Origin of the sequence: Schaalia vaccimaxillae DSM 15804 (assembly GCF_000420425.1) — a bacterium.
GTDB lineage: Bacteria > Actinomycetota > Actinomycetes > Actinomycetales > Actinomycetaceae > Pauljensenia > Pauljensenia vaccimaxillae.
Map to the genome: position 1 here is coordinate 36,250 of NZ_ATUX01000013.1, position 22,904 is coordinate 59,153.

The following is a 22,904-nucleotide window of genomic DNA, read 5'->3' on the forward strand; positions in this document are numbered from 1 at the left end:
GGCCTGGTGCCCAACGGGTGGTCTGGATGGGAACAGTTGCTTTTGAAACGGTTTGGCTGGAATGAGTTGGCCTGGAACTATGCCTCCCAGTCGAGTACGACTTTGCCTGCTGTTCCTGATGCTGCAGCGGCGAACGCATTCTCCCACTGCTCAGGTGTGAAGCGGTGGGTGATGATTGACCGCACGGATTCGCGAAGATTCGCTGAGGTTTCCATCATGTAGGTGGCCAGATACCAGGTGTCGAACATTTCGCGGCCGTACACACCTTTGATGGTGAGCATCCGCGTGATGACCTTTGACCAATCCACAGGGAAAGCGCCTTTGGGCAGCCCTAGTAGAGCAATGGTGGCGCCGTGGGTGCAGTGTTCGATGAGGGTAGCCATGCCACCGGGTGCTCCGGACATTTCGAGGCCGGCGTCGAAGCCTTCTTTGATTTCGAGTTCGGCCATGATTTCAGGCAGTGTGCGTTCGGTGATGTTGACGGCCGCGTCTGCACCAGCTTGTGTCGCAAGTTCTAGGCGGCTGGGTTGCATGTCGGTGATGACAACGTGGCGTGCTCCTGCGTGTTTAGCGAGGGCGACGCACATGATGCCGATGGGTCCAGCTCCGGTGATCAGGACGTCCTGGCCAGTCAGTTCGAGCTGTTGGCAGGAATGTACTGCATTGCCGAGGGGGTCGAAGAGGGCACCGAGTTCCGGGTCGATGAGGTCAGGTTGGACCCAGACATTTCCTGCGGGAACGACGACGTAGTCGGCAAATCCACCGTCTTGGTTGACGCCGATGCCAATAGTGCGGATGCACATGTGGCGCCGTCCAGCACGGCAGTTTCGGCAGCGTCCACACACGATATGTCCTTCAACGCTGACGCGTTGGCCGACGTGGAGCTCGTCGCGGTCTGTGCCTTGTGCGACGCCGGGGCCGATCTCAACGATTTCGCCGCAAAACTCGTGTCCGAGTGTTTGCGGGGGAGTCAGCGACCCGGGTGCTCCACCGTCCCAGTTGAACAGGTGGACGTCGGTTCCGCACAGGCCTGCGCGTTGGACGCGGATCTTGACTTCTCCGAAGCCGGGAGTGGGTTCAGGAATGTCACACAGTTCCAGACCGGGGCCGGTGCTGGTCTTGCGAAGAGCACGCATCATCGCTCCTTTACGGGGTTGAGCAGGCAGGGCACATCTATTGTGCGCTGTTTATTGTGCGTTCGAAGCCTTCGTGGAGGAAACACCCGCAGTTTTAACACAGTCGTGCCCCAAAGTCTTCAGAGCGAAAATCTTGCACCGCGCTGACCTGCGTAAACGCTGAGGGTCGGAAAAAGTGAGGGGATGACTGTGTCTGTTTTTGCGGGTTAGCCTGGTGACATGACTGATTGTGCTGCAGAAAACGCTTCTTTACTGAGTCGTTCGCCTTCGGGAGCTGTCGCGGCAAACGCGTCGAACTGGGATGACGAATCAGCCCCCGTGCCTGTCCGAGACGAAAAGATGATTCGGAAGTTTCGAGCCGATGTGGAGGCGGCCGAATGGACGGTTGATGGGCTGAATGCGATGTTGTCGCGCGGGGCCAGTGAAGCCCTCATGCGTGACCAGCGCATTCCGGCTTTGGTGGAGCTGCGTGGTCGCGAAGAAGCTGCCGCGGTACTGACGCGTTTCTTTGTTTTAGGCTCGAATGAGGAACGCGCTGTTCTTGACGCAGCGCTCCCAACTTTGGGCGCCGATGGTGCAGTGGCTTTGGGTCTTGCTCGTCCGACTCGCACCGTCGATGATGCGGGTGCTCTAGCGGGTGCTCCCGCCGGCACAGTCACTCGGGCTCTGACCGGAAGTGGCACAGTCACGCCCGCTGATACGGGTCACATCCCCGAAAGCGAAACACTCACCGCCCTTTTCGACGTCCGTCCCCACGCGGCCACCCTGCCTAGTCCGGATGCGCTGGACGACCCAGAAGCCGAACGAGACTTCAACTGGTGGGTGGTCTCTGACCTAGGTGAGGCTCAAACTGGCCGCCCCTTGCACGCCGACCACGTGCTGGGAATTGGAGGGGCCACGATGAGCCTCCTCGGCCTGACAATCCGTCGCCGTTTTGGCTCCGCCCTCGACCTGGGTTGCGGCTGCGGAATCCAGGCGCTCTACCTGGCCACTCACTGCGACCGCGTCGTCGCAACAGACCTTTCCGAGAGAGCCTGCGATCTGACGCGCTTCAACGCCATGCTCAACGGCGCCAACATTGACGTGCGGCAGGGATCCCTTTTTGAACCGGTATCGGGCGAAAGTTTTGACCTGATCGTCTCCAACCCGCCCTTTGTGATCACTCCTGACTCTGTGCGAGCCGAGGGCGCTGCCGGAATGTTCGAGTATCGCGACGGAGGCATGGATCGCGACAATCTCATCCGCACGGTTGTGCGCCAAGCTCCTGACCACCTGGCTGCCGGCGGCATCGTTCAGATGTTGGCGAATTGGGAGATTCCGGCTGAGTGTGACCCGGATACGCAGTGGTCAGGCCGTGTCCAGGAGTGGTTGGATGACCTGCCTGTGGATGCATGGATCGTTCAGCGCGATGTCCTCGATCCGGCTCGCTACGTGGATATGTGGATCCGCGATTCTGGCGGCCAGCTGGTGGATCGCAAGGTATTCGAAGAGACCTTCGCCTCGTGGCTGGAAGATTTCCGCAAAGCGGGCGTTGGTGCCATCGGAATGGGCTTCATTGCGTTGCGCCGTCTGGCCGAGGACGCTGCCAAGGTCGAGCCCGCCCTCGTATTTGACAGTGAACTAACGGGTCAGGCTCCGCGCGGAGTGGATGTTGACCAGGCCCTGAGCACTTTGCGTTTGCCTGCGGAGCTGTGGGATTTGACCCTGGAGCGCGCTGATGATGTGACGGAGGAACGCCATTATGTTCCCGGCACAACGGATCCGACGGTGATGATTCTCCACCAAGGCGCGGGTCTGGGCCGGTCGATCGCGGTGGGTACTGCGGCCAGCGCAATTGTAGGTGCGTCTGATGGTGAGCTGACTGTCGGCCAGATTACGGCGGCGGTGGCGATGCTCACCGAACGCGATGTCGAGGATGTGCGCCGTGAGGTTGAAGAACCTCTACGTAGCCTGATTCGGGCGGGCATGCTGCGTTTGTCGCGATGCTGAAGTCCGGTGACATGTAGCCTGCGGTTTTTAGGCCGGAGTTGCGGTTATCGCTGCCGTTTGAGCGCGATGAGTTGGCGCGTGTATCCCAAGGCTGGGACGGTGACGTAGATCGTGGGGAATGCAACGAGGGCGACCAGCGCGGCTTCGAGGGCATCGTGAATATCCGTGTAGCTAATGAGTATGAACACAGCGACGAGGGCGACCAGCGCGATGCCTGCGAACTTGAGGAACCGGTTGCGCTGGGTTGTGATCTCGGTGATGCGCGATTCGTATGCCTGGGGCACAGGGACAGTCCCTATGGGAGCTCGAAAGACGTGGATGCGCCCATGTGAGACGACGTGTTCCCAGCCGGCAATGGCGTATTGGCCGAAGTATTCGTCTGTTGGGTCGTCCTGGTAAGCGATGTCGAATTCGGCTTCCTCAGCGGGAGCTTTTTCGAACATCCAGCCGTTCGCATCCAGGGAAATACCGGTGAGTTTTTGCCCTTTACGGGCTTGGGCCCGGAAGAGCTGCACCTCTCGGTCAGGGTTGAAAGACATGCCGGATGCGAATCGCTGTGTGGTTTCCACGCTCTAAGGGTACGGGGTCGAAAGGGCGTTTTACGCGCGAGTCCAAGTCATGCGTGGGTCCAAGGGAGGAGAGTCTCCCAATCGAGAGGAAACCCCATTGATTCGATGGTTAAGGTAGAGCCGGACCCTTCGGTGATCGTTTTTGGGAACTTTCGAATTTGAGTGCGTAAGTCGCGTGGCCAGAAGCTGCCCAAAGGATGCTGTGTGAGCATGTAGGCGAGGAGTGTGAAGGGAGTATAGACCCTCTTCTGCGGCGCAGAGTCTGCCAAGTGTCCTAAGACATCAGGGGCAACTAGGGCATTCGATCGGATCTTGAGTTGGCGTTTTGTGGTGCTGTTGAAGAGTCGTTGGCCGTGTGCACAAATGTTTCGTAGGTCCACGAAAGCGCGCGTCCACTTTGTCAGAGAAGCCCCATGCTTGATGCCAAAGTTTCGAGCCACGGTATTGAGATCATCGTCATGTAGAAGATCCATAAAATACGGCAGCGAACCGAAGGAAAGGACGTCTAGTGCAGTCCAGATCGGTACAGGCTCGCCGTACTTGATGAGATGGTGTGCGACAGCATCCTTTTCTCGTGCATTGTGGACTCCTTCATCGACCGTGGCCTTCCATGCTTCGAGAAGGGTGTCGTAGGGATCCCTGCCTATACGACCAGTTTTGTCGGGGGTTGAGTGATCCTTCGGGCATGTCGATGTGAGAGTACTTGCCTCGCTGTGAAACAACGGATATCAAAGCGGCGCGCAGGCGGAATTCGAATTCAAGGAGTCCTTCTAGAACGACTCTGCGAAGACGATGATCAAAATGGAATAGCTTCATGACTTGTTCATGAGTTGCACCGCTGATGAAAACATCGTTACGAAATACTCGGCGCGTTGGGTCTTGAAGCTCCGGGGCCAGTGGGATACGTAGGGGGGTAGCGATATCCGCCGAGCCGGTGGTAGCCGTAGGCAGCTAGATCGAGCAGCGCTTTGTCCTGATCGGCGATGATGAGACCGCGTGCTTTGAGAATCTTGATTAGCTCCTCATCTGTATGAGGAGTTTTCGTAAAATTCCCTGTCATTCGTGCATCGTATAAAAGAAAACCGCCCCATGATGGCAAGCCAACAGCGGGGGACGGTGTCTAGTAGTGAAAATACTACCATCGTTCCCGCATAAGATTTAGACGGTACCGAGGTGAAGTTGTGAGCGTCACTCAAAAGCTGTGACCGAGCGGACCCACCGAAGTAAGACTGGGAACTGGAAATGAGGGCGGTCCGTTGTAAGGTCAGCGGAGCACATTCACTTCGTCCTCGTGTACGAGGGCGGGACCACTCATCGGAAGGTCAGGGAACATGGGAGCGTCCAAGCTGGTTATCGTGGAGTCCCCCGCGAAGGCTGCGACGATCGAGGGATACCTCGGCCCGGACTATCACGTTACCGCGTCGATCGGGCATATCCGCGACCTGCCCCAACCCAAGGAGCTTCCCACTGAGATGAAGAAGGGGCCTTTTGGTCGCTTCGCTGTCGATGTCGAGAACGGCTTTACTCCTTATTACACGGTGAATCCCGATAAGAAGAAGAAAGTCGCGGAGCTCAAGCGTGCTCTCAAAGAAGCCGACGAGCTTTACCTGGCCACTGATGAGGACCGCGAGGGCGAGGCCATTGCGTGGCACCTGTTGGAGGTGCTTAAACCCAAGATTCCCGTCAAGCGCATGGTATTCCACGAGATCACCAAGGAAGCGATCAGTCGGGCGCTTGAAAACACTCGGGACTTGGACACGGACCTGGTCGATGCCCAGGAAACGCGCCGCATCCTCGACCGCCTCTATGGGTATGAGGTGTCTCCGCTGCTGTGGCGCAAGATTCGCCCATCTTTGTCGGCTGGACGTGTCCAGTCTGTGGCCACGCGCCTGGTGGTTGATAAGGAACGTGAGCGTATGGCTCACGTGTCGGCCGAATACTGGTCGATTGATGTGGTTGCTCAGGCCAAGGGTGAGTCTTTTGCCGCTCGTGTCGCCCAGGTCGATGGGCACAGCGTTGCCACCGGCTCTGACTTTTCAGAGAAGGGTCGCCTCTCAGATAAGGCCAACAAGGCTGGCGCTCTGCATTTGACGGCTGAGCGTGCCCAGGCCCTGGCCCAAGCGTTGGAGGCGTCGACCTCGTCCGTTGTGGATTCGGTGACGCAAAAGCCGTACCGGCGCCGCCCGGCTGCCCCATTCACTACGTCGACTCTGCAGCAGGAGGCTTCGCGCAAGCTCCACTGGAACGCGTCGTCGACGATGCGTACCGCCCAGTCTTTGTACGAGTCCGGCTACATCACTTATATGCGCACGGATTCGACGGCGCTGTCTAGCCAGGCGGTTGCGGCTGCTCGTCAACAGGCTGCGGATTTGTATGGCCAGGAGGCTGTGGCCGATAAGCCGCGCGTGTATGGCAAGGTCGCTAAGGGAGCGCAGGAGGCGCACGAGGCGATCCGCCCGGCGGGCGATCATTTCCGTACTCCGGACCAGGTTGCCGGTCAGCTGACTCGCACCCAGCTCGCGCTGTATGACTTGATTTGGAAGCGCACGATTGCCTCGCAGATGGCTGACGCCGTGGGCTTTACCGCCACGATCAAGATCTTGACGGGTGTGTCTTTGGATGATGGCCGTCATGATGTGATTTCGTCGGCCTCGGGCACGGTCATCACGGCCCCGGGTTTCCGCCTCGCCTATGAGGAGGGCCGCGACAAGGGCCGTTACGACGCGGAAAAGACTGACGATTCTGAGAAGGTTTTGCCCGATGTGGCCGAGGGCGATCCGGCGAACGTGCAGGATGCGACCCCGCAGGGCCATCAGACGCAGCCTCCGGGCCGGTACACGGAAGCCACTTTGGTCAAGACTATGGAAGAGCTGGGTATTGGTCGGCCTTCCACCTACGCTGCGACAATCCAGACGATTTCAGATCGCGGTTATGTCACTCACCGCGGTCAATACCTGGTGCCGTCGTGGTTGGCGTTTTCTGTGACGCGCCTGTTGGAAGACAATTTGGCGAACCTGGTGGACTACGATTTCACGGCCTCGATGGAGTCTGACTTGGACCGGATTGCCGCCGGAGACGAAAACGGTACGGCTTTCCTGACGTCGTTCTTCCTGGGCGACAACGGTAAGGGTGATTCGGGCGGCCTGCAGCACCAGGTGGCCTCTTTGGGTGATGACATTGACGCGCGCGCGGTCAACTCACTGGAGTTGGCTGATGGTGTGACTCTACGCGTTGGCCGCTATGGCCCGTACCTAGAGAAGGCTGATGGTAGCCGCGCCAACATTCCTGAAGATGTTGCCCCTGACGAGGTCGATGCCGACAAGATTGCTGAGCTTTTCGCGTTGGCAGCTGACGATGGTCGTGAACTGGGCGTGGACCCCGAGTCTGGCAACATGCTGGTGGCAAAGAATGGCCGTTTCGGCCCGTATATCACCGAGGTTTTGCCCGAGGTTGACGAGGTCGAAGACACACCTAAGGGCCGCAAGGCTGCCAAGCCGAAGCCTCGAACCGCTTCGCTTTTCAAATCGATGGACTTGGCGACGGTGACTCTGGACGAAGCCCTCAAGCTGTTGTCTTTGCCGCGCGAGGTTGGTGTTGATCCCGCTTCGGGCGATGTCATTACTGCCCAGAACGGCCGCTATGGGCCGTATTTGAAGAAGGGCGCAGATTCACGCACCCTCCAATCTGAAGACCAGCTGCTGTCGATCACTTTGGATGAGGCCTTGGCGATTTACGCTCAGCCAAAGACTCGCGGGCGAGGCACTGCCAAGCCGCCGTTGCGTGAGTTTGGTGAGGATCCGATTTCGCAGAAGAAGGTCGTGGTCAAGGACGGGCGTTTTGGCCCGTACATTACGGACGGCGAAACGAATGTGACGGTTCCGCGCGCTGAATCCGTTGAGGACTTGACTCAGGAGCGTGCTTTCGAGTTGCTTGCGGATAAGCGCGCCAAGGGGCCTGCTCCCAAACGAGGGCGAGCCGCCACCAAGAAGACGACCACCCGCAAGACTGCTGCCAAGAAGACCACAACGCGTAAGGCGGCTGCGAAGAAGACCACTTCGAAGGCTTCCACCAAGAAGGGGGACACTGATGCCTGACGGCGGAGTATTCATCACCTTCGAGGGCGGGGACGGTTCGGGTAAATCCACCCAGATTCAGCGGGTCCGCCATTGGTTTGAAGAGCGCGGCTTCGAGGTTTTGGTAACCCGTGAACCCGGTGGCACCGAGCTCGGGTCAGAGATCCGACGCCTCGTCCAAAACGGACCCGAAGATGTGGATCCGCGCACCGAAGCCCTACTGTATGCCGCCGACCGCGCCTACCACGTCGCCACTGTGGTGCGCCCAGCTTTAGAACGTGGCGCTATTGTTTTGGCTGACCGGTATATCGATTCCTCATTGGCCTACCAGGGGGCGGCTCGCTCTTTGGGCGTTGATGAGATCCGCGCTTTGTCAGCGTGGGCGACGAACACCCTTGACCCGGCTTTAACTTTCCTTTTGGATCTGCCTCCCGAGGTGGGCGCACGCCGTCGCACTGATGCTCCGGATCGCATGGAACGCGAGTCCATGGATTTCCATGAACGAGTACGCCACGAATACTTGCGTTTGGCGGATGCCGAACCCGAACGCATCGTTGTCATCGATGCGGTTGGCACCCCAGACGAAGTGTTTTCGGAGATCCGCGGTGTCCTGGTTGAACGCTTCGAAGACACCGGTATTGCTGCGAAGAATGTTCCCGCCGAGGCCGCGACTGCTTCGAACGCCTCGCTGTCGGCCGTAAAAGGTGGCAATGATGGCTCCGGCCACGAGGAAACACAAACAACGTCAAAGCGCGCCGCCTCCACGCGTAACGCCTCCATGGACGCCGCTTCGGCGAAAGATACGAAGCCAGCGACCATGGTGGGCGTCCTCGGCGTGGAATCTCAAGACACCCTGTGGGACGCATCTGAGGGTGGCCTACTGTGACAACCGATCGGACGGTCTGGGACGAGCTCATCGGACAGGACAACGCTGTTTCTGTTCTTCTCGAAGCTGCCCAGGGTGCCCGGTCGATTATTGCCGCAGAACAAGAGGTCGCCGGTTCGGCAGAGGATTCTCGACGTTCCATGAGCCACGCTTGGTTGATTACGGGCCCACCAGGGTCCGGCCGGTCAGTGGCCGCCCGCGCTTTCGCTGCAGCCCTCCAATGCACGGGGACACAGCCCGGATGCGGTCAGTGCCCGGGATGCCGCACGGCGATGGCCAAATCCAATGGTGACGTGCTCTTTGTTGCTACCGAAGCCTCGATCATCAAGGTTGAAGAAGCTCGCTCGCTCGTACTCAAAGCCCAGTCCGCGCCCTCGCAAGGATTGTGGCGAGTGATCGTCGTCGAGGACGCTGATCGCCTTAACGAACAGGGTGCAAATGCCCTGCTCAAAGCCATCGAAGAACCGCCAGAACGCACCGTGTGGCTGCTGTGCGCACCCAGCCCAGAAGACATGATCCAAACGATCCGGTCTCGGTGCCGTCATTTGTCTCTACGGATCCCGTCCGCCCAGGCGGTTGCCGATCTCCTTGTGTCCGAGGGCGTAGCCGACCCGAAGACCGCTTTGGACGCGGCCCGAGCGGCCCAATCCCATGTTGGTCTAGCGCGAGCCTTGGCGCGCGACCCCGAGATGCGTCGGCGCCGCCGAGACATCATCACCGCCCCCGTTCGGGTGCGTTCTGTGGGCGAAGCAGTGATGGCTGCTGAACGACTGTTGGAAACAGCGAAAGAGCAGGCTGATGCACGCCTTGGCGTGCGTAACGCGCAAGAGAAGGCAGAACTTTTGCGCCAGCTCGGAATGGAAGAGGGAGAGTCTGCAAATAAACAGTCACGTGCCCTACTGCAACAGCTTGAGCAAGAACAAAAACGTCGAGCCAAACGTGCCCTCAATGATGAAATCGACAGGGCACTGATCGATCTACTAGCAATTTACCGTGATGTGCTGATGGTTCAACTCAATACTGAGCAAGAGTTGGTCAACATGGACCTGGTGGAACTGGTTCATGAGTTAGCCGCGGATTCGACGCCTCGGCAAACTATGGCTCGCACAGCGGCGATCGAAGAAGCCCGCAAACGACTCATCGCTAATGGCAACACTTTGTTGGTGCTCGAAGCGATGGCAGTGTCTTTGCGTCCCCAGCTGTAAATAGGGTCTCCTGCTGTAAGGGCTTCCTGCGCACCGGTGATACCTAGATTTGGTCGTCCTCGCTCCAAATCAAACGGGGATGAAACTTCCCGTAGGCTTAGCGCATGAATGCTCGTCGTACTGGTGTTTTAGCTATTTCTGTGATCGCAATGATCGTAGCAGTGAGCCTCTTCGTTGCTCTCATATGGCAAGGCATAGGCCTGTTGAGAGGCGCTTCTCACCTAGGTTCCCAAAGTGGCCGTAGCGACCTTCCCGCCTCGGCTTCACCCAATCCTTTGAACGCCACTAGCGCGCAAGACTTCTACAACCAGACTGTGAATTGGCGCCTGTGCTCCGAAACAGAGATCACCCTGGACGTCGCGACGCCGCCCTCGGATATGAGTCCCTACGAATGCGCGACGATCCTGGCACCGCTCGACTGGGACGACCCAGCCGGCGAGCAAATCGAACTGGCCGTCGCAGTCCACCGAAACGGTAAGGAGGCGGCTCCTGCTCTCTTCTATAACCTCGGTGGCCCCGGTGGCAATGCCGTCAAATCGCTGTCCTACCAGATTGCAGACAACCTGGGTGATGCCCTCATTGAGGCTTATGACATCGTTGCTCTTGATCCGCGAGGCGTTGGTGCCTCGACGCCCGTCAAGTGCATGAGTGACGCTGAACTGGACGAGTTCAATACGGGAGAGAGTCTTGTCGAGTCCGATGCCAGTCCGCAAGAGAAGATCGAAACATTGATCGAGGCATCCGTAGAGATCGCCCAGGGCTGCCAAAAGTATTCCGGTGACTTGTATAAGCACATTGATACGGTGTCGGCCGCCAAAGACTTCGATATGGTCCGCGAACTATTGGATCAGGAAAAGTTCAATTACCTGGGATATTCCTACGGGACTTTTCTTGGAGCCACCTACGCCGACCTGTTCCCAGAGAAAGCTGGTCGCCTAGTTTTGGATGGTGCCGTTGACCCGGCCCTGTCAGTCAATGAGGTGTCTGATCTGCAGATGCGCGGTTTCGAGGCATCAATTCGGCACTGGGTTGAGGATTGTCAGTCGGGGTCAGGATGCCCGCTCACAGGTAGCGTCGACGACGGCATGATGACGGTGAAAAAGTTCCTCGAACGCCTCGCAGTCAGTCCACTGGAAACCGTAGATCCCCAGCGGCCGTTGACTCAGAACCTCGCAATGGGAGCGATTGTGGGGTTGATGTATTCCGAGCAGACGTATTCGGTGCTCACTCAAGCAATGACTCAGGCCCTTAAAGACAATGATGGATCCCAGTTGCTTTACCTTGCGGACTTCCTTAACGACCGAAATGATGACGGGACCTACGCATCAAATAGCGCGTCAGCTCTCATCGCGATCAATAACCTTGACTACTCCGCCCAAGGCACCCCAGAAGAATGGGAGGCGGAAGCGAAGAAGCTTGAAGAGGAATTGACCGTGATGGGCCAATTTGCGGGATACTCGTCGGCGGGTATTAACGAGTGGCCCACTGCTCACGCCGAACGTCAAGAAATTCGAGCTTCGGGAACTCCACCGATTGTGGTGGTGGGTACCACTCACGACCCGGCAACCCCGTATGTCATGTCGGAGTCCTTGGCTCGTCAGCTTGAAGCGGGTGTTCTGGTGACAAGTGAAGGATGGGATCACACCGCTTATTCGAAGACTGCTTCCGAATGTGTCATTGGAGCGGTTGAAGGTTACCTGGTTGACGGCACTGTGCCTGAGGACGGTTTGGTCTGTCAGTAGTTGCTAGGTTGTCAAGTAGTCGGTCTGTATAGGCGGTGGCTGCTGGGTTGGGCAGGTGTGGCTAACTGGTTGTGCAGACGTGGGTTAGATAGTTACGTAGGCGTCGGCTAGCTGCGAGCGGTCTAGTCGTGTGATCGGAACCATGGCGCGGCTCGATGCTTGCGGTTTGCTCGGCCTGTGGTGATCCCAGTAGAGTGGGCGCGTTGCCTGAAATCCCAGTCAAGGGTTTGATGGTGCGGCCGCCTTAGCTCAGTCGGCAGAGCGATTCACTCGTAATGAATAGGTCGTGGGTTCGATTCCCACAGGCGGCTCCGGATTGGACCCGGCCCCTACGGGGGTCGGGTTCTTCGCGTATGTGGGTACGAAGGGGGCAGGAAGCCAGCCGCCGCGACCGTCTGGGGTGGGCATGAGGTCGTTCGGCGTTACGCCGAAGAAAGCTGCGAGAAGAGTGATCTCTTCAGCGGACCATTTGGTGCGGCCGTTCATTCGATAGGAAATGCTTTGGCAGCTAGGTCTTGGCCGCGATCATTCGAAAGAGTTCGGCCATTTTTGGTCCGTTTGACTGTGGCTGTTGTCAGCAGCATTCAGCAAATTTGACATATCGTTGCAAATTAGGTGTCGACACACAAAAGTGCAAGTTTGTAATATGGCGCATGACACAATGCGACTTGCATAGCGTGACGATGAGAGAAGAGTGAGGCGTGCCGTGTCTCTTCGTGTCGTGGTGTGCCGTTGGTTGGCGTGTTGTCTAGGGGAACTGAGATTCAGATTTTCCTGAATCCAACGGGAATACCTGTTTGCTGGGCGCAATAGGAGTGAATGTGAAGTCCTATTTAAAACCCTTGGATTGGGCTCTGATCGTTGTTGCTGTCATAGGGATCGTTGCAAATGCTGCTACCGCTTGGTTACTTCACCAGGACAGCCACTGGCTTCCGATATGTTCGTTGATCGGAAGTATCGGCCTGTTCGCCTGTGCTCTGATCATGTTGCGTGCCGCGTTCATTCGTTCAGGAAAAACTGCGGGAGATGCGTCTGCTGATTTGTCGAAGAGTTGACCGACGGGCGGCATTATTCGAACGTAAAGGGAGCTTGAGAAACGCCGTTGATTCCACAAAACGTCATTGGATAGCACCTTCGGTCAACATCTCTATCTGCGAATCTGAAGTGTTCTAGGTGTTTGTGTAGGCGCTAAGGAGGGTTATCTGACTGGTTGGGTTGAGGCCAGAATCCTTGCCGAGGGATCTGGAATCGGGAAGCGTCTTAGGCTCGGGTGCTTAACTTGGGGCCTCTAGGCGCATTGTCCGCTAGTCGTTATGGGAAGGTTGCAAGGCTGGGTGGACCTTCCGTATTGAAGGATCTGACTGTGAAGATTGCTGGCCTGCGGGGCGAGAACGAAGAGCTGCGTGAGGCTGATGAATTGCTTAAAGTGAGCCGACTCAATCAGAAGCGGTCCCAGTAGTTCAAAACTGAGAACACGGTCGTTCTCTATATGCTTGGAAAATGGACCTATGTAGCCATTGCTGTAAAGACTTGGCATGGCGGTCGCAGAGCATCCGCAGCTTTTGTTGTGTCACCCGCAAAAACAGACACAGTCGTGGTTGTAGGATTGCGGGTGTGATGCGCGGATTCGCAGGATTCCGCTGTTTTGTCTGCCAACGAAAAAGATGGATGTGCCCGACTGTGTCTATTTTTGCGGGTTGATCGAAATGGCGGATTAGGATTTTTGTCCATCGAAGGGGCCAAAATGTGCTGCATGTGACGTAGTCGCAATTTTTCTTTTCGCTCTCGTCAGACTCTGTTCACCTTCTGTTCACCTTGCGCCGGAATGCTTCATCGCGGAAATCAACTGAAGGATTCTCAGAAAGGTGAACTCCATGAGTTCGTCTCCCACCCCCACGCAGGATCCCACCGCAGGTACCACACGTGCCACCAATGATCGATGGTGGCACCTCGCTTTCGGTGGCCTACTCACCGTTGGGCTCATCGGATTTACTGTCTGGTCCTTTGGCTATGTTGGCCCCGGAGTCAACCACTTCCTGTTGGTCTTAGCTATCGCATTCGGTTGCTTCATGGCTTTCAACATTGGTGGTAACGACGTTGCCAACTCCTTCGGAACATCGGTGGGAGCGGGAACTCTGTCCCTTAAACAAGCACTCATCGTCGCTGCCATCTTCGAAGTCTCTGGAGCTGTGATTGCCGGCGGTTCGGTAACCGATACGGTGCGCTCGGGCATCGTCGATCTGGGAGCCATTGACGTCAACCCCATGCACTTTGCCTTCATCATGATGGCAGCCCTTTTAGGTGCTGCTGTGTGGCTGCTCATTGCCACCTGGCGTGGCTGGCCGGTGTCAACGACCCACTCGATCATCGGTGGCATCGTGGGTGCAGCTTTGGCAATTGGTTTTACGACAGGTTCTGGCGGCCTGGACATGGTGCAGTGGGGCGAGATTGGCAAGATTGCTTCCTCGTGGATCCTCTCGCCTGCACTCGGTGGCTTAGTCTCGTGGATTCTGTATTCGTGGATTAAGAAGTCAATCCTGGCCTACAACGACGAGGCCGATGCCAAGCTGCGTGAAATTCACCAGGAGCGCGTCAATCATCGTAATCGCCACAAGGAACGCTTCAGCTTGATGACCGAGCTTCAGCAGATCTCCTATACATCGGCCATGGCTCGTGATGCGGTGATCGTGCACGCTCCGGACTTTAGTGAAGAAGACTTGGAGTCGGATTACTATCGCGAGCTGTACGTCATTAACCGCAAGGCTGACGAGGTCAATGCTCACCGCGCACTGGAACGCTGGGTACCAATTTTGGCGGCAATCGGTTCGATGGTTCTGACGGCAATGGTGGTGACTAAGGGCTTGAAGAACCTGGACCTGGACCTGTCGGCTATGGAAAACTTCCTCATCATCGCGATGGTGGGAGCTGTGGTGTGGATGGCGATCTTCATCCTGGCCCAGACCATGAAGAAGCACGCGCTGAACCGTTCGACCTTCCTGATTTTCTCCTGGCTTCAGGTGTTCACTGCCTCGGCATTCGCCTTCAGCCACGGTTCCAATGACATTGCCAATGCTATTGGCCCCTTTGCGGCTGTCGTGGACGTTCTTAAAGAAAATGCCATTAACCCGAAGTCTCCGGTTCCTATGGCGATGACGATTGTGTGTGGCATCGCGTTGATTTCAGGCCTGTGGTTCATTGGCCGCAACGTCATCCGCACGGTGGGTACGGGATTGACCGAAATGCACCCCGCCTCGGGCTTCACAGCTGAATTGTCGGCGGCTGCCGTGGTCATGGGGGCCTCGGCCCTTGGCCTGCCGGTGTCCTCAACCCACATCCTCATCGGCGCTGTTCTGGGTATTGGCATCGTCAATAAGGCTGCTAACTGGAAGCTGATGAAGCCGATCGCCATGGCGTGGCTCATTACCCTGCCTGCTGCTGCTGGCGTGTCGGCGGTGACGGCGCTGGCTCTCAATGCGTTTTTCTAATTCGCGCGTTCAGCCTGTTCTTTATCGCCGCTCTAGAGGCTTAAGCGAAACCGTTCGGCACAATGCCTTCGCTGGAGGCGTAGCTGTCCGTGGAATCCTTGCGATTACGCCGTTCAAACCTGTGCGTGAGGCGCCGGGATCGCTGGGAGTATTCTCCCGCGGTGGAAAAAGTGGGCCAAAAGGCCCATCCTAGAAGGGTAGTCAGCGGGTCCGCTTCAATGCTGGATCCGACGGATCGATCCACCCGAGAAGGAGAAAAGATCATGACTGTTGAATCCACCGGTTTTAAGGGTTCGGATGTGTTGTCAGCCGACCTCCAGAAGGTTCTCACCGATGTGACGGCTCTGTCGCTGGTAGGCAAGCAGCTTCACTGGAATATTGTTGGCCAGGGCTTCCGTTCCCTGCACCTGTACCTGGACGAGGTCGTCGCTATTGCCCGCGAAGCATCCGACGAGGTCGCCGAGCGTATGCGCGCTATCCAGCTCACCCCAGATGGACGCCCCTCCGTTGTCGCCCAGGAAACGAGCTTGCCCAAGGTTGCCGAGGGCGTCGTTTCCACCGAAGAAGGCGCTGCCCAGGCAGTGGCAGCCATTAACGCCACGGTTGCGACCATGCGCGATGTCCACGAGAAGGTTGATGGGGAGGACCCGACCTCGGGCGATATTCTCGTCGACTACATTGGTCGCCTCGAGCAGCAGGCGTGGTTTATCCGCTCGCTGAACGAGAAAGCCTGAGGCTTTCCGCTCGAGGTGCTATGGTGCCCCAGGAACCTGGGGATAGCGTCGGCGTGTTAGCCCCGAGATTTCAGTAAAGAATCGCCCTACAGCCAAGAGGTTGTAGGGCGATTCTTTACTGAGAAAAGCTGGTGTGTTGATAGTCACGCAACATGCCAGACGCCACAGCACTCGCTAGGGTCGAAGAGAATTTGCTGTCTACGAGAGGCCATTTTGAGCACTGCAAACCCCGAAACTGATCTGAACGCTCAGACGGACGAGGCCCGCATCTCATGGCGCGTTGTAGCGCCTGCCGTCGCCATCGCATTGGCACTTGTTGCCCCAGCCGTCATTTGGCCAGATTCCATGCGAGACATTGTCTCAGGGATCTCCAGCGGCGTCGTCAACGACATGGGCTGGTACTACACCCTGATTGTTGTTGGCTTTGTTGCTTTTGCGATCTTCATTGCCGTCAGTCGCTTTGGCGATATCAAGCTGGGCAGTGACGACGATGAACCTGACTATTCTCGTTCTTCCTGGTTTGCAATGCTATTCGCCGCAGGCATGGGCATTGGTCTGGTGTTCTGGGGCGTGGCTGAGCCGCTAAGCCACTACGAAGATCCAGCCCCCGGGACCGACGTGTCGTCAATGTCGTCGACAGCCCAAGCCGCCATGAACACCACTTTCTTGCACTGGGGCCTGTCCGCCTGGGCGATCTACGTCGTGATCGGTGTGGCTATCGCCTACATGGTGCACCGCAAGGGCCGCACAGTATCAATTCGTTGGGTGCTCGAACCTCTCCTCGGTGATCGTGTTAAAGGGTGGCTGGGAGATATCATCGACATCGCCGCCCTCGTGGGTACTCTCTTCGGTGTCGCAACGTCTCTCGGTTTTGGTGCCGCCCAATTCAGCGGCGGCCTTGAATTTCAAGGCATTCTCAACCAGTCGCCGAACGTTCTTTTAGCCATCGTTGTGATCATCAGCTTGCTCGCTGCCCTGTCGGTTGCTTCGGGCCTTGACGTAGGCATTAAGTGGCTGTCGAATGGTAACCTCGTCCTCGCTGCCGTCCTTCTGGTTGCTGTCCTCTTCTTGGGTGAACCGCTGTTCATCATGCGCGAGTTCGTTCAGTCCATCGGGCAATACATTCAGAATTTCGTTCCACTGTCGTTCCGCACTATGCCTTTCTACTCCGTCGAGGGCGGGGGAGAAGCATGGCTTGGTTCGTGGACCACCTACTACTGGGGTTGGTGGATGAGCTGGTCGCCTTTCGTGGGTATTTTCATCGCGCGAATCTCCAAGGGTCGTACCGTCCGTGAGTTCGTCGTGGGTGTTCTGGGTGTACCGACTTTGGTGACTTTCCTGTGGTTCTCCGTCATGGGTGGCACTGCGCTGTGGCAGCACATGTACGGTGGAGTGAACTTGACCGAGGGCGATAACTGGACCACCACTGCGCTCTTCGCCATGGTGAACAATTTGCCGGGCGGCCCGGTTTTGGCCGGATTGTTCATGCTGTTGCTAGTGGTTTTCTTTGTGACGTCTTCCGATTCGGCCTCCTTTGTGCTGGGCATGCTTTCGTCGAATGGTTCTCCGAATCCTCCGCTGAGTATTCGTCTTTTCTGGGCGGCCCTTCAGGGTGGAATTGCGGCTCTGTTGCTGTGGTTGGGCGCGAGTTCTGACGGCAGTGCCACCGACGGTCTGGGGGCTTTGCAGGTGCTGTCGATTCTTTCGGCGCTGCCCTTCTCGGTTGTCCTCGTGATGACTTGCGTGTCGATGTATAAGGCGTTCGGTAAGGAAAATGAACGTCGTATGAGGGCGGAGCGGCGCCTGTTGCGTGAACGCATCGAAACTCTGGTGGATGAGTCCGTAGAGATGGGGGCGGCGCGTCGCCGTGGGCGTTGGATGCCGCGCGAGTCCCTGTACACGACTCCGCGTCCCCGTCGTAAGCCCGCGGGCGCGAAACCTGGCTCTACCTCCGAGACTGATTCAGGTTTGGGGTCATCGGATTCTTTTGAACCGTCTTCAGGCACAGGTGTGTGACCTTTTTCTAGGTGTGACAGTGGTGGTCCGGGTTGCTCAGCAGCGCCCGGACCGCCACTGTTTTTCGTTGATTTTGCAATGTTTAGCACCTATGAGACAGGCCGTCACCAAAGTTCGTGCTCTGAACCGTTACCCTAACCTTCGTGACGGAAACTCTTAACGTGTCAGAAAAGCCCGCCCTCGTCCTCGTCAATCTTGGAACCCCCAAGTCGCCGACGACGAAGGATGTGCGCACCTACCTGCGTGAGTTTCTCTTGGACCGCCGAGTCATTGAACTCAACCCTTTGGTGTGGCGGCCCATCCTCGAAGGCATCATTTTGCGCACCCGCCCAGCCAAGTCCGCTGCTGCCTACAGAAAAGTCTGGATGGAACAGGGATCGCCCCTGATGCATTACACGGTTGCGCAGGCGACCATGCTCCAAGACAGGTTGGGCGACGAGGTCGTGGTGCGGCCCGCGATGCGCTATGGCCAGCCCGCCCTGGGCACCGTTCTTGACGAGTTGTACGAGGCGGGGCATCGCCGCGTTGTCGTCTTGCCTGATTACCCGCAGTATTCGTGCACGACCGTTGCGTCGATTATGGATGTCGTCGCGGATTGGATGAAGAGTCACCGCGATCAGTTGGAGTTTCGTACCGTGAGGTCTTTCCCGACCTCCCAGGCCTATATTGAGGCACTCGCTGTTGCCGTGGAAGATTCTTGGGCGAAAAATGGCCGCCCTGACTTTGGGGCAGGGGACCGGCTCATTACGTCGTTCCATGGCATTCCTTTGTCGATGCACGAGGACGGCGACCCCTACCGCAGTGAATGCGAGGCTACGGCGAAGCTATTGGAACAGCGGCTCGCCTTGCCTGACGGCGCTCTTCAAGTCACTTTCCAGTCTGTGTTTGGGCCAGCCGAATGGCTCAAACCGGCCACGATTGACACGGTTAGCGAGATGGGTGCCAGCGGGGTTGGGCGTGTCGATGTGATCTGCCCAGGGTTCATGGCTGATTGTCTGGAGACTTTGGAAGAGATCGATATTCAGAACCGTGAGGCTTTTATGGACGCTGGTGGGCGCGAGTTCCACTACATCCAGTGGGGTAACGATTCCGAGGGCGCTGTGACCGCTCTGCAGGAGCAAGCAGAACGCTCCCTAGCCGGCTGGCTCTAACCCCGCTCCTCTCTCCCTCCCTCCCCTCCCGTTCCCGCGAGGGACGCCCAAAACTTCTGCGAGGGATGCCCAAAACTTCTGCGAGGGACGCCCAAAACTTCCGCGAGGGACGCCCATCTTCGCCCTCTTCGATCAGCAAACGAACTTCACCTGGCCTAACCTGAATAACGGAACGTGGACCCGGCCTCGACCTCGTCCCAATAGTCGCAATCGATTAGGACCCGACATGACGCGCATTGGCACCTCTGAACTCGACATCCGCCCCTTCGCACTGGGAGGCAACACCTTCGGATGGACCTCCGATCAGAGCGAATCCTTCAAAGTGCTGGATGCCTTCGTCGGAGAAGGCGGGTCATTGGTTGACACAGCCGACGTTTACTCGGCGTGGGCGCAGGGCAACAAAGGCGGAGAATCTGAAGAAATCCTCGGCCTCTGGTTCGAACGTAACGGGCACCGCGACGATGTCTTCGTCGCCACCAAAGTTGCCAAACACCCCGACTTCCCAGGACTCGGTGCAGACAATATTCGCCGCGCAGCAGACGCTTCGCTCAAGCGCCTCAAGTCCGACCACATTGACCTGTACTACGCGCACGCCGAAGACCCCGACACCCCGATCGTCGAATCCGTCGCGGCCTTCGCCCAGCTCGTCCAAGCAGGCAAAGTTCGCTACCTGGCGCTGTCGAACTTTTCCGCAGCCTCCATCCGCGAATGGATGGCCGAAGCTGACCGTCAGGGTGTGGACCGCCCGGTCGCCCTCCAGCCGCACTACAACCTGGTGACCCGCGCCGACTTCGAAAACGAACTGCGAGGCGCTGCCGAAGAATTCGAGCTCGGCGTCATCCCGTACTTCTCGCTGGCTTCTGGCTTCCTGACCGGCAAGTATCGCAATGCTGACGAGGCCGAGGGTGCGCGCGGCGGCATGGTGGGCCCCTACGTGTCCGACCAGGGATTCGCCGTCATTGATGAGCTTCGAGCTATCGCTCAGGCGCACAATGTTGAGCTGGCCACGGTTGCCTTGGCGTGGCTGCGCGTCCAACCCACTGTCGTAGCTCCGATTGCGTCAGCCAGTTCGGTTGAGCAGCTGCCGGCGTTGCTGGCGTCGACTTTCGTCGAATTGAACGAGGACGAGGTCGAGCGCCTCACCAAGGTCTCCGAAGGTTTGTGACCTGGCGTCAGAGGCCGCAGAGAACCTGGTTGTTACCTGCTTGCGAAGGGCCGCGCCGACCGCTCAGCCCAGGCTGTGGCCGCCACAGCCCCACCGATGGCGATGACCGCGGGGACGAGGATTTCGCTGCCCTGGTGAGTGAACTCCATGACCAGTATCAAGCCAGTAAAAGGCGCCTTCATCGAAGATCCCAGGAACACGGCGGCCCCGATGAAAGCAAAAGCCGCAATCGACGTCCCTGGCCACACCTGCGACCACAACAAACCGGTCACCGTCCCCAAACCCGCGCCCAGAGCGACCCCTGGAGTAAGGGTTCCGCCCCAACCTCCGGCGCGAATAGTCAGCAACGTCGTCGCAGTTTTTCCAACGAGGACGAGACAGGCCGTCACCAGGCCAGCTCCGGCAAGCCAGGCGCCCTCGAATTGCGTTTGAGCGCTGGCTTGGCCGTTGCCTAAAACGGAAGGCATCCACACGGACACGGCTCCGACGATGGCAAAAGCGACCGGCAGCGTCCACAGCAGATGCGTGTTGCGAGGACGCTCGCCCTCGCACATGTGGACAACGCGGCGGAACATGACGCCAAGCCAACCGAATACCGGCCCCAAAAGCACAGCCCACACCGTTAGCGAGGCGGTGGCGTGCAGGTCGGGGACGGTGTAGAAGGGTTCCGTGCGCAGCCAGGTGCTGGATACGAGGACGGCAATACCTGAGACCGCTAGTGCCGGGGCCACGGTGCGTGCACGCAAAGTCACGAGCAGAATTTCGAGCGTGTATACGGCGCCTGACAGGGGGATCGAATAGACGGCGGCCAGGCCAGCTCCTGCGCCGCAGGCCACAATGATGCGCCGATCTTCGCTGTCCAACCCCAGGTGATCGCTCAGCCAGGCTGACAAGGCTGAGGAGATTTCGCGCGGCGCGACCTCGCGCCCAATGGATGCGCCCAAGGAAACAATGACGATTTGGGTCAACGCATGCCAGGTGGTTCGCAGAATTGGCATATGTTTGCCGTTGACGGCTTGCTGGACGGAGGTCAGTGACTTTGAACGGCGAAAGAGCAGTGTCCAGGAAACTCCACTGATGACTCCTGCGAGGATGAGTAGGGCGACTCGATGCCACCAGGGGACGGTGCTTGCGGCTTCCAGGAGTGTTGAGTCGTGCTCGAGCCCCCAGGCGATGCGTTGAAGAATGTGGAGGATTTGAGAGCAGCACCATCCGACAATGCCGGCGACGATGCCGGTCAGGACGATGGCTGCGGCGAAGCGTTTGTTTTCGGAGAGAGGCTTACGCGGGTGGTCGGGGATGCCTTTGCCGTAGGCGGGGTGGGCGTGGCGGAAATCGACGTTTCGCACTTTGGATGTGTGCGAGGGTGTGTCGGTGCCATCGTCGGGTGGGCGAAGGATCTCCATGCGAACTACGGTACTCGTCTGTAATTGGCGGTGGAAACGAGGCGGGACTGCGGTCGCGCCCGCCCCTCCCTCGAGGGATGCTCATCTTTCCCGCGAAGGACGCACAAAACCACCGCGAGGGACGCACAAAAGTCCGCCGAAGGACGCCCAAAACCACCGCGAGGGACGCCCAAGTACGAGAAAGTTTCTCTAGAGTCCCCGACGAGCCTCCATCGGCGTCCACAAACGCCGAAGACCCCGCCTCGATTGATACTCAACAAAACAAGATTCCAAGGCATCAACAACTTTTCGTTGGTCGTATACCTCTAGGCCGGACAAAGCACGTACCCTGAACCCGGCATCCGCTAAAGCTCTTTCTCTGTCCCATTCATGAGATAACTGAGCGGCGCCGTCCTCGCCCTCGAACTTGATGTCCCCGTGAATCTCAATTCCGCGCGGAACTCCCAGAATTCCCAAATCCACCCATTTCAGGCCCGCCCTCGTGCGGACCTCAACCTGTGGTTCAACGCGAATGAAACCTGCTGCATGAGCAATCCTCCGGACTTCGCTTTCCAGCGGCGATTCAGCCAGTGCCGAGGCGCTCGCTAAGACCTCCCGCGCTTGTGCCACTCCCCGTTGTCCTTTGAAATCTGACAAAGAGCGTGTCCATCGATCCACAACAGCATCGGCGTGCATAGTCAGCGATGCTCGATCATTGCGCCAATATCGGTCCCGACCAACCGCAATCGCCAAAAGAGAATCCACAGCGACTACTGCATCATCAGGCGAAAGGAAACGCGCAGCATGGATCGCCGTCTGGTCGAGGTCGGTTACTCGGATGCCGTCAATGACGACCGTGCGATCAATATCGATTGCCATCCGGTGGTTGACGACGGGCCTTTGCGCGAGTCTGTCGCGTCGGTCTGTTTTGGTCAATTCGTAAAGAGAAGGACCAACGTAGGCACGAGTCTTTCTCCGCCACGGCACCCATATGTGCCCTTGATTTGGAACACGCTTAAGACTTCCTCCGTGTAGCAGGACAGCCGACTGTAACACTGCTACGCACTGAGAACTCCTATCCGCGGCATCGCGCAGGCGCGCATCGTGGATAGCCTTATCAACCTGCCACCAGGGAGCGTCAGCCGCCACATCTATACTGCATTCTCTGCGCACAATCATTGATCGGCGTGATTTCATTTCATCAGCGGCCGCGTCTCGGCCTGATCTAAGAGTTTCCATGGCTTGACTTTGCTTACCGAGGCCGAGTTTCGCTAGAGGTCTCTCGTAGAGCTGTGGATAGAAACGACTTGCAAGCATCTGGGGATAAGGGCGTCCCTCGGCGAAGTTTTGGGCGTCCTTCGGCGGACT

At 57.8% G+C, this 22,904-nt stretch carries 17 protein-coding genes, 1 tRNA gene and 1 pseudogene; 12 read left to right on the top strand and 7 right to left on the bottom strand.

Annotation, left to right across the window (positions count from 1 at the left end; genetic code table 11):
- Positions 1 to 77: 77 nt before the first annotated feature.
- Complete coding sequence (gene tdh / locus G439_RS0110320) at positions 78 to 1,139, bottom strand: L-threonine 3-dehydrogenase (RefSeq protein WP_243442584.1); 1,062 nt, start codon at positions 1,137 to 1,139, stop codon at positions 78 to 80.
- Between the two features lie 336 nt (positions 1,140 to 1,475).
- On the opposite strand from tdh, the gene G439_RS0110325 reads away from it, so the two are divergent.
- Positions 1,476 to 3,125 carry a DUF7059 domain-containing protein gene (locus tag G439_RS0110325; protein ID WP_051125775.1) on the top strand — a complete coding sequence of 550 codons (1,650 nt, stop codon included), beginning with the start codon at positions 1,476 to 1,478 and terminating at the stop codon, positions 3,123 to 3,125.
- Between the two features lie 44 nt (positions 3,126 to 3,169).
- Here the strand turns inward: G439_RS0110325 and G439_RS0110330 are convergent, their stop codons facing one another.
- The 4 genes and pseudogenes from G439_RS0110330 to G439_RS12030 form a co-directional block, all read right to left on the bottom strand.
- Positions 3,170 to 3,694, bottom strand: a complete 525-nt coding sequence (locus G439_RS0110330) for a DUF2812 domain-containing protein (RefSeq protein WP_131333643.1) — start codon at positions 3,692 to 3,694, stop codon at positions 3,170 to 3,172.
- A 47-nt stretch (positions 3,695 to 3,741) separates the two neighbouring features.
- Positions 3,742 to 4,416: an Abi family protein gene (locus G439_RS0110335; RefSeq protein WP_022869108.1), complete on the bottom strand. Its 675-nt coding sequence runs from the start codon at positions 4,414 to 4,416 to the stop codon at positions 3,742 to 3,744.
- A gap of 22 nt (positions 4,417 to 4,438) precedes the next feature.
- Positions 4,439 to 4,510, bottom strand: a pseudogene (locus G439_RS12920) (hypothetical protein); the annotation flags it as partial.
- Between the two features lie 37 nt (positions 4,511 to 4,547).
- A complete protein-coding gene (locus G439_RS12030) occupies positions 4,548 to 4,754 on the bottom strand; it encodes a hypothetical protein (protein ID WP_040435061.1) in 207 nt (68 codons plus the stop codon).
- Between the two features lie 271 nt (positions 4,755 to 5,025).
- Here G439_RS12030 and topA point away from each other — a divergent pair, with 271 nt between their 5' ends.
- From topA to G439_RS0110400, 11 genes are all read left to right on the top strand, one after another.
- Positions 5,026 to 7,788, top strand: coding sequence for a type I DNA topoisomerase (gene topA, locus G439_RS0110340; protein WP_022869109.1), 2,763 nt, complete (start codon positions 5,026 to 5,028; stop codon positions 7,786 to 7,788).
- The gene (gene tmk, locus G439_RS0110345; RefSeq protein WP_022869110.1) at positions 7,781 to 8,653 is read left to right on the top strand and encodes a dTMP kinase; all 873 of its coding nucleotides are present in this window, start codon (positions 7,781 to 7,783) and stop codon (positions 8,651 to 8,653) included. The genes topA and tmk overlap by 8 nt, the downstream gene beginning before the upstream one ends.
- Positions 8,650 to 9,858, top strand: coding sequence for a DNA polymerase III subunit delta' (locus tag G439_RS0110350; protein ID WP_022869111.1), 1,209 nt, complete (start codon positions 8,650 to 8,652; stop codon positions 9,856 to 9,858). The genes tmk and G439_RS0110350 overlap by 4 nt, the downstream gene beginning before the upstream one ends.
- 104 nt (positions 9,859 to 9,962) lie before the next feature.
- Entirely contained in the window at positions 9,963 to 11,600 is a 1,638-nt protein-coding gene (locus tag G439_RS0110355; protein ID WP_022869112.1) for an alpha/beta hydrolase, read from the top strand.
- 238 nt (positions 11,601 to 11,838) lie between these two features.
- Positions 11,839 to 11,911: transfer RNA gene (locus G439_RS0110360), tRNA-Thr, on the top strand.
- Between the two features lie 510 nt (positions 11,912 to 12,421).
- On the top strand, positions 12,422 to 12,655 hold the full coding sequence (locus G439_RS0110365) for a hypothetical protein (protein WP_022869113.1): 234 nt from the start codon (positions 12,422 to 12,424) through the stop codon (positions 12,653 to 12,655).
- Between the two features lie 819 nt (positions 12,656 to 13,474).
- Positions 13,475 to 15,085, top strand: a complete 1,611-nt coding sequence (locus G439_RS0110375; protein WP_026459618.1) for an inorganic phosphate transporter — start codon at positions 13,475 to 13,477, stop codon at positions 15,083 to 15,085.
- A gap of 263 nt (positions 15,086 to 15,348) precedes the next feature.
- Positions 15,349 to 15,819 carry a Dps family protein gene (locus tag G439_RS0110385; protein ID WP_022869117.1) on the top strand — a complete coding sequence of 157 codons (471 nt, stop codon included), beginning with the start codon at positions 15,349 to 15,351 and terminating at the stop codon, positions 15,817 to 15,819.
- Positions 15,820 to 16,032: 213 nt separating this feature from the next.
- Positions 16,033 to 17,835 (top strand): BCCT family transporter, encoded by a 1,803-nt coding sequence (locus tag G439_RS12035; protein WP_022869118.1) that lies wholly within the window; start codon positions 16,033 to 16,035, stop codon positions 17,833 to 17,835.
- 143 nt (positions 17,836 to 17,978) lie between these two features.
- The gene (gene hemH / locus G439_RS0110395) at positions 17,979 to 18,986 is read left to right on the top strand and encodes a ferrochelatase (protein WP_026459619.1); all 1,008 of its coding nucleotides are present in this window, start codon (positions 17,979 to 17,981) and stop codon (positions 18,984 to 18,986) included.
- A 226-nt stretch (positions 18,987 to 19,212) separates the two neighbouring features.
- Entirely contained in the window at positions 19,213 to 20,151 is a 939-nt protein-coding gene (locus G439_RS0110400) for an aldo/keto reductase (RefSeq protein WP_022869120.1), read from the top strand.
- A gap of 32 nt (positions 20,152 to 20,183) precedes the next feature.
- On the opposite strand, the gene G439_RS0110405 is transcribed toward G439_RS0110400, so the two are convergent.
- Positions 20,184 to 21,557: a chloride channel protein gene (locus G439_RS0110405; protein ID WP_022869121.1), complete on the bottom strand. Its 1,374-nt coding sequence runs from the start codon at positions 21,555 to 21,557 to the stop codon at positions 20,184 to 20,186.
- A gap of 189 nt (positions 21,558 to 21,746) precedes the next feature.
- The gene (locus tag G439_RS0110410) at positions 21,747 to 22,775 is read right to left on the bottom strand and encodes a hypothetical protein (RefSeq protein ID WP_131333645.1); all 1,029 of its coding nucleotides are present in this window, start codon (positions 22,773 to 22,775) and stop codon (positions 21,747 to 21,749) included.
- Positions 22,776 to 22,904: the final 129 nt, after the last annotated feature.

Excerpts from the sequence above, each read along its gene's own strand:
- G439_RS0110375 (WP_026459618.1), top strand. The coding sequence starts at position 13,475 with ATGAGTTCGTCTCCCACCCCCACGCAGGATCCCACCGCAGGTACCACA.
- G439_RS0110410 (WP_131333645.1), bottom strand. The coding sequence starts at position 22,775 with ATGGAAACTCTTAGATCAGGCCGAGACGCGGCCGCTGATGAAATGAAA.
- G439_RS0110400 (WP_022869120.1), top strand. The coding sequence starts at position 19,213 with ATGACGCGCATTGGCACCTCTGAACTCGACATCCGCCCCTTCGCACTG.
- G439_RS0110325 (WP_051125775.1), top strand. The coding sequence starts at position 1,476 with ATGATTCGGAAGTTTCGAGCCGATGTGGAGGCGGCCGAATGGACGGTT.
- G439_RS0110355 (WP_022869112.1), top strand. The coding sequence starts at position 9,963 with ATGAATGCTCGTCGTACTGGTGTTTTAGCTATTTCTGTGATCGCAATG.
- tmk (WP_022869110.1), top strand. The coding sequence starts at position 7,781 with ATGCCTGACGGCGGAGTATTCATCACCTTCGAGGGCGGGGACGGTTCG.
- G439_RS0110385 (WP_022869117.1), top strand. The coding sequence starts at position 15,349 with ATGACTGTTGAATCCACCGGTTTTAAGGGTTCGGATGTGTTGTCAGCC.
- G439_RS12030 (WP_040435061.1), bottom strand. The coding sequence starts at position 4,754 with ATGACAGGGAATTTTACGAAAACTCCTCATACAGATGAGGAGCTAATC.
- G439_RS0110405 (WP_022869121.1), bottom strand. The coding sequence starts at position 21,557 with ATGGAGATCCTTCGCCCACCCGACGATGGCACCGACACACCCTCGCAC.
- topA (WP_022869109.1), top strand. The coding sequence starts at position 5,026 with ATGGGAGCGTCCAAGCTGGTTATCGTGGAGTCCCCCGCGAAGGCTGCG.
- tdh (WP_243442584.1), bottom strand. The coding sequence starts at position 1,139 with ATGATGCGTGCTCTTCGCAAGACCAGCACCGGCCCCGGTCTGGAACTG.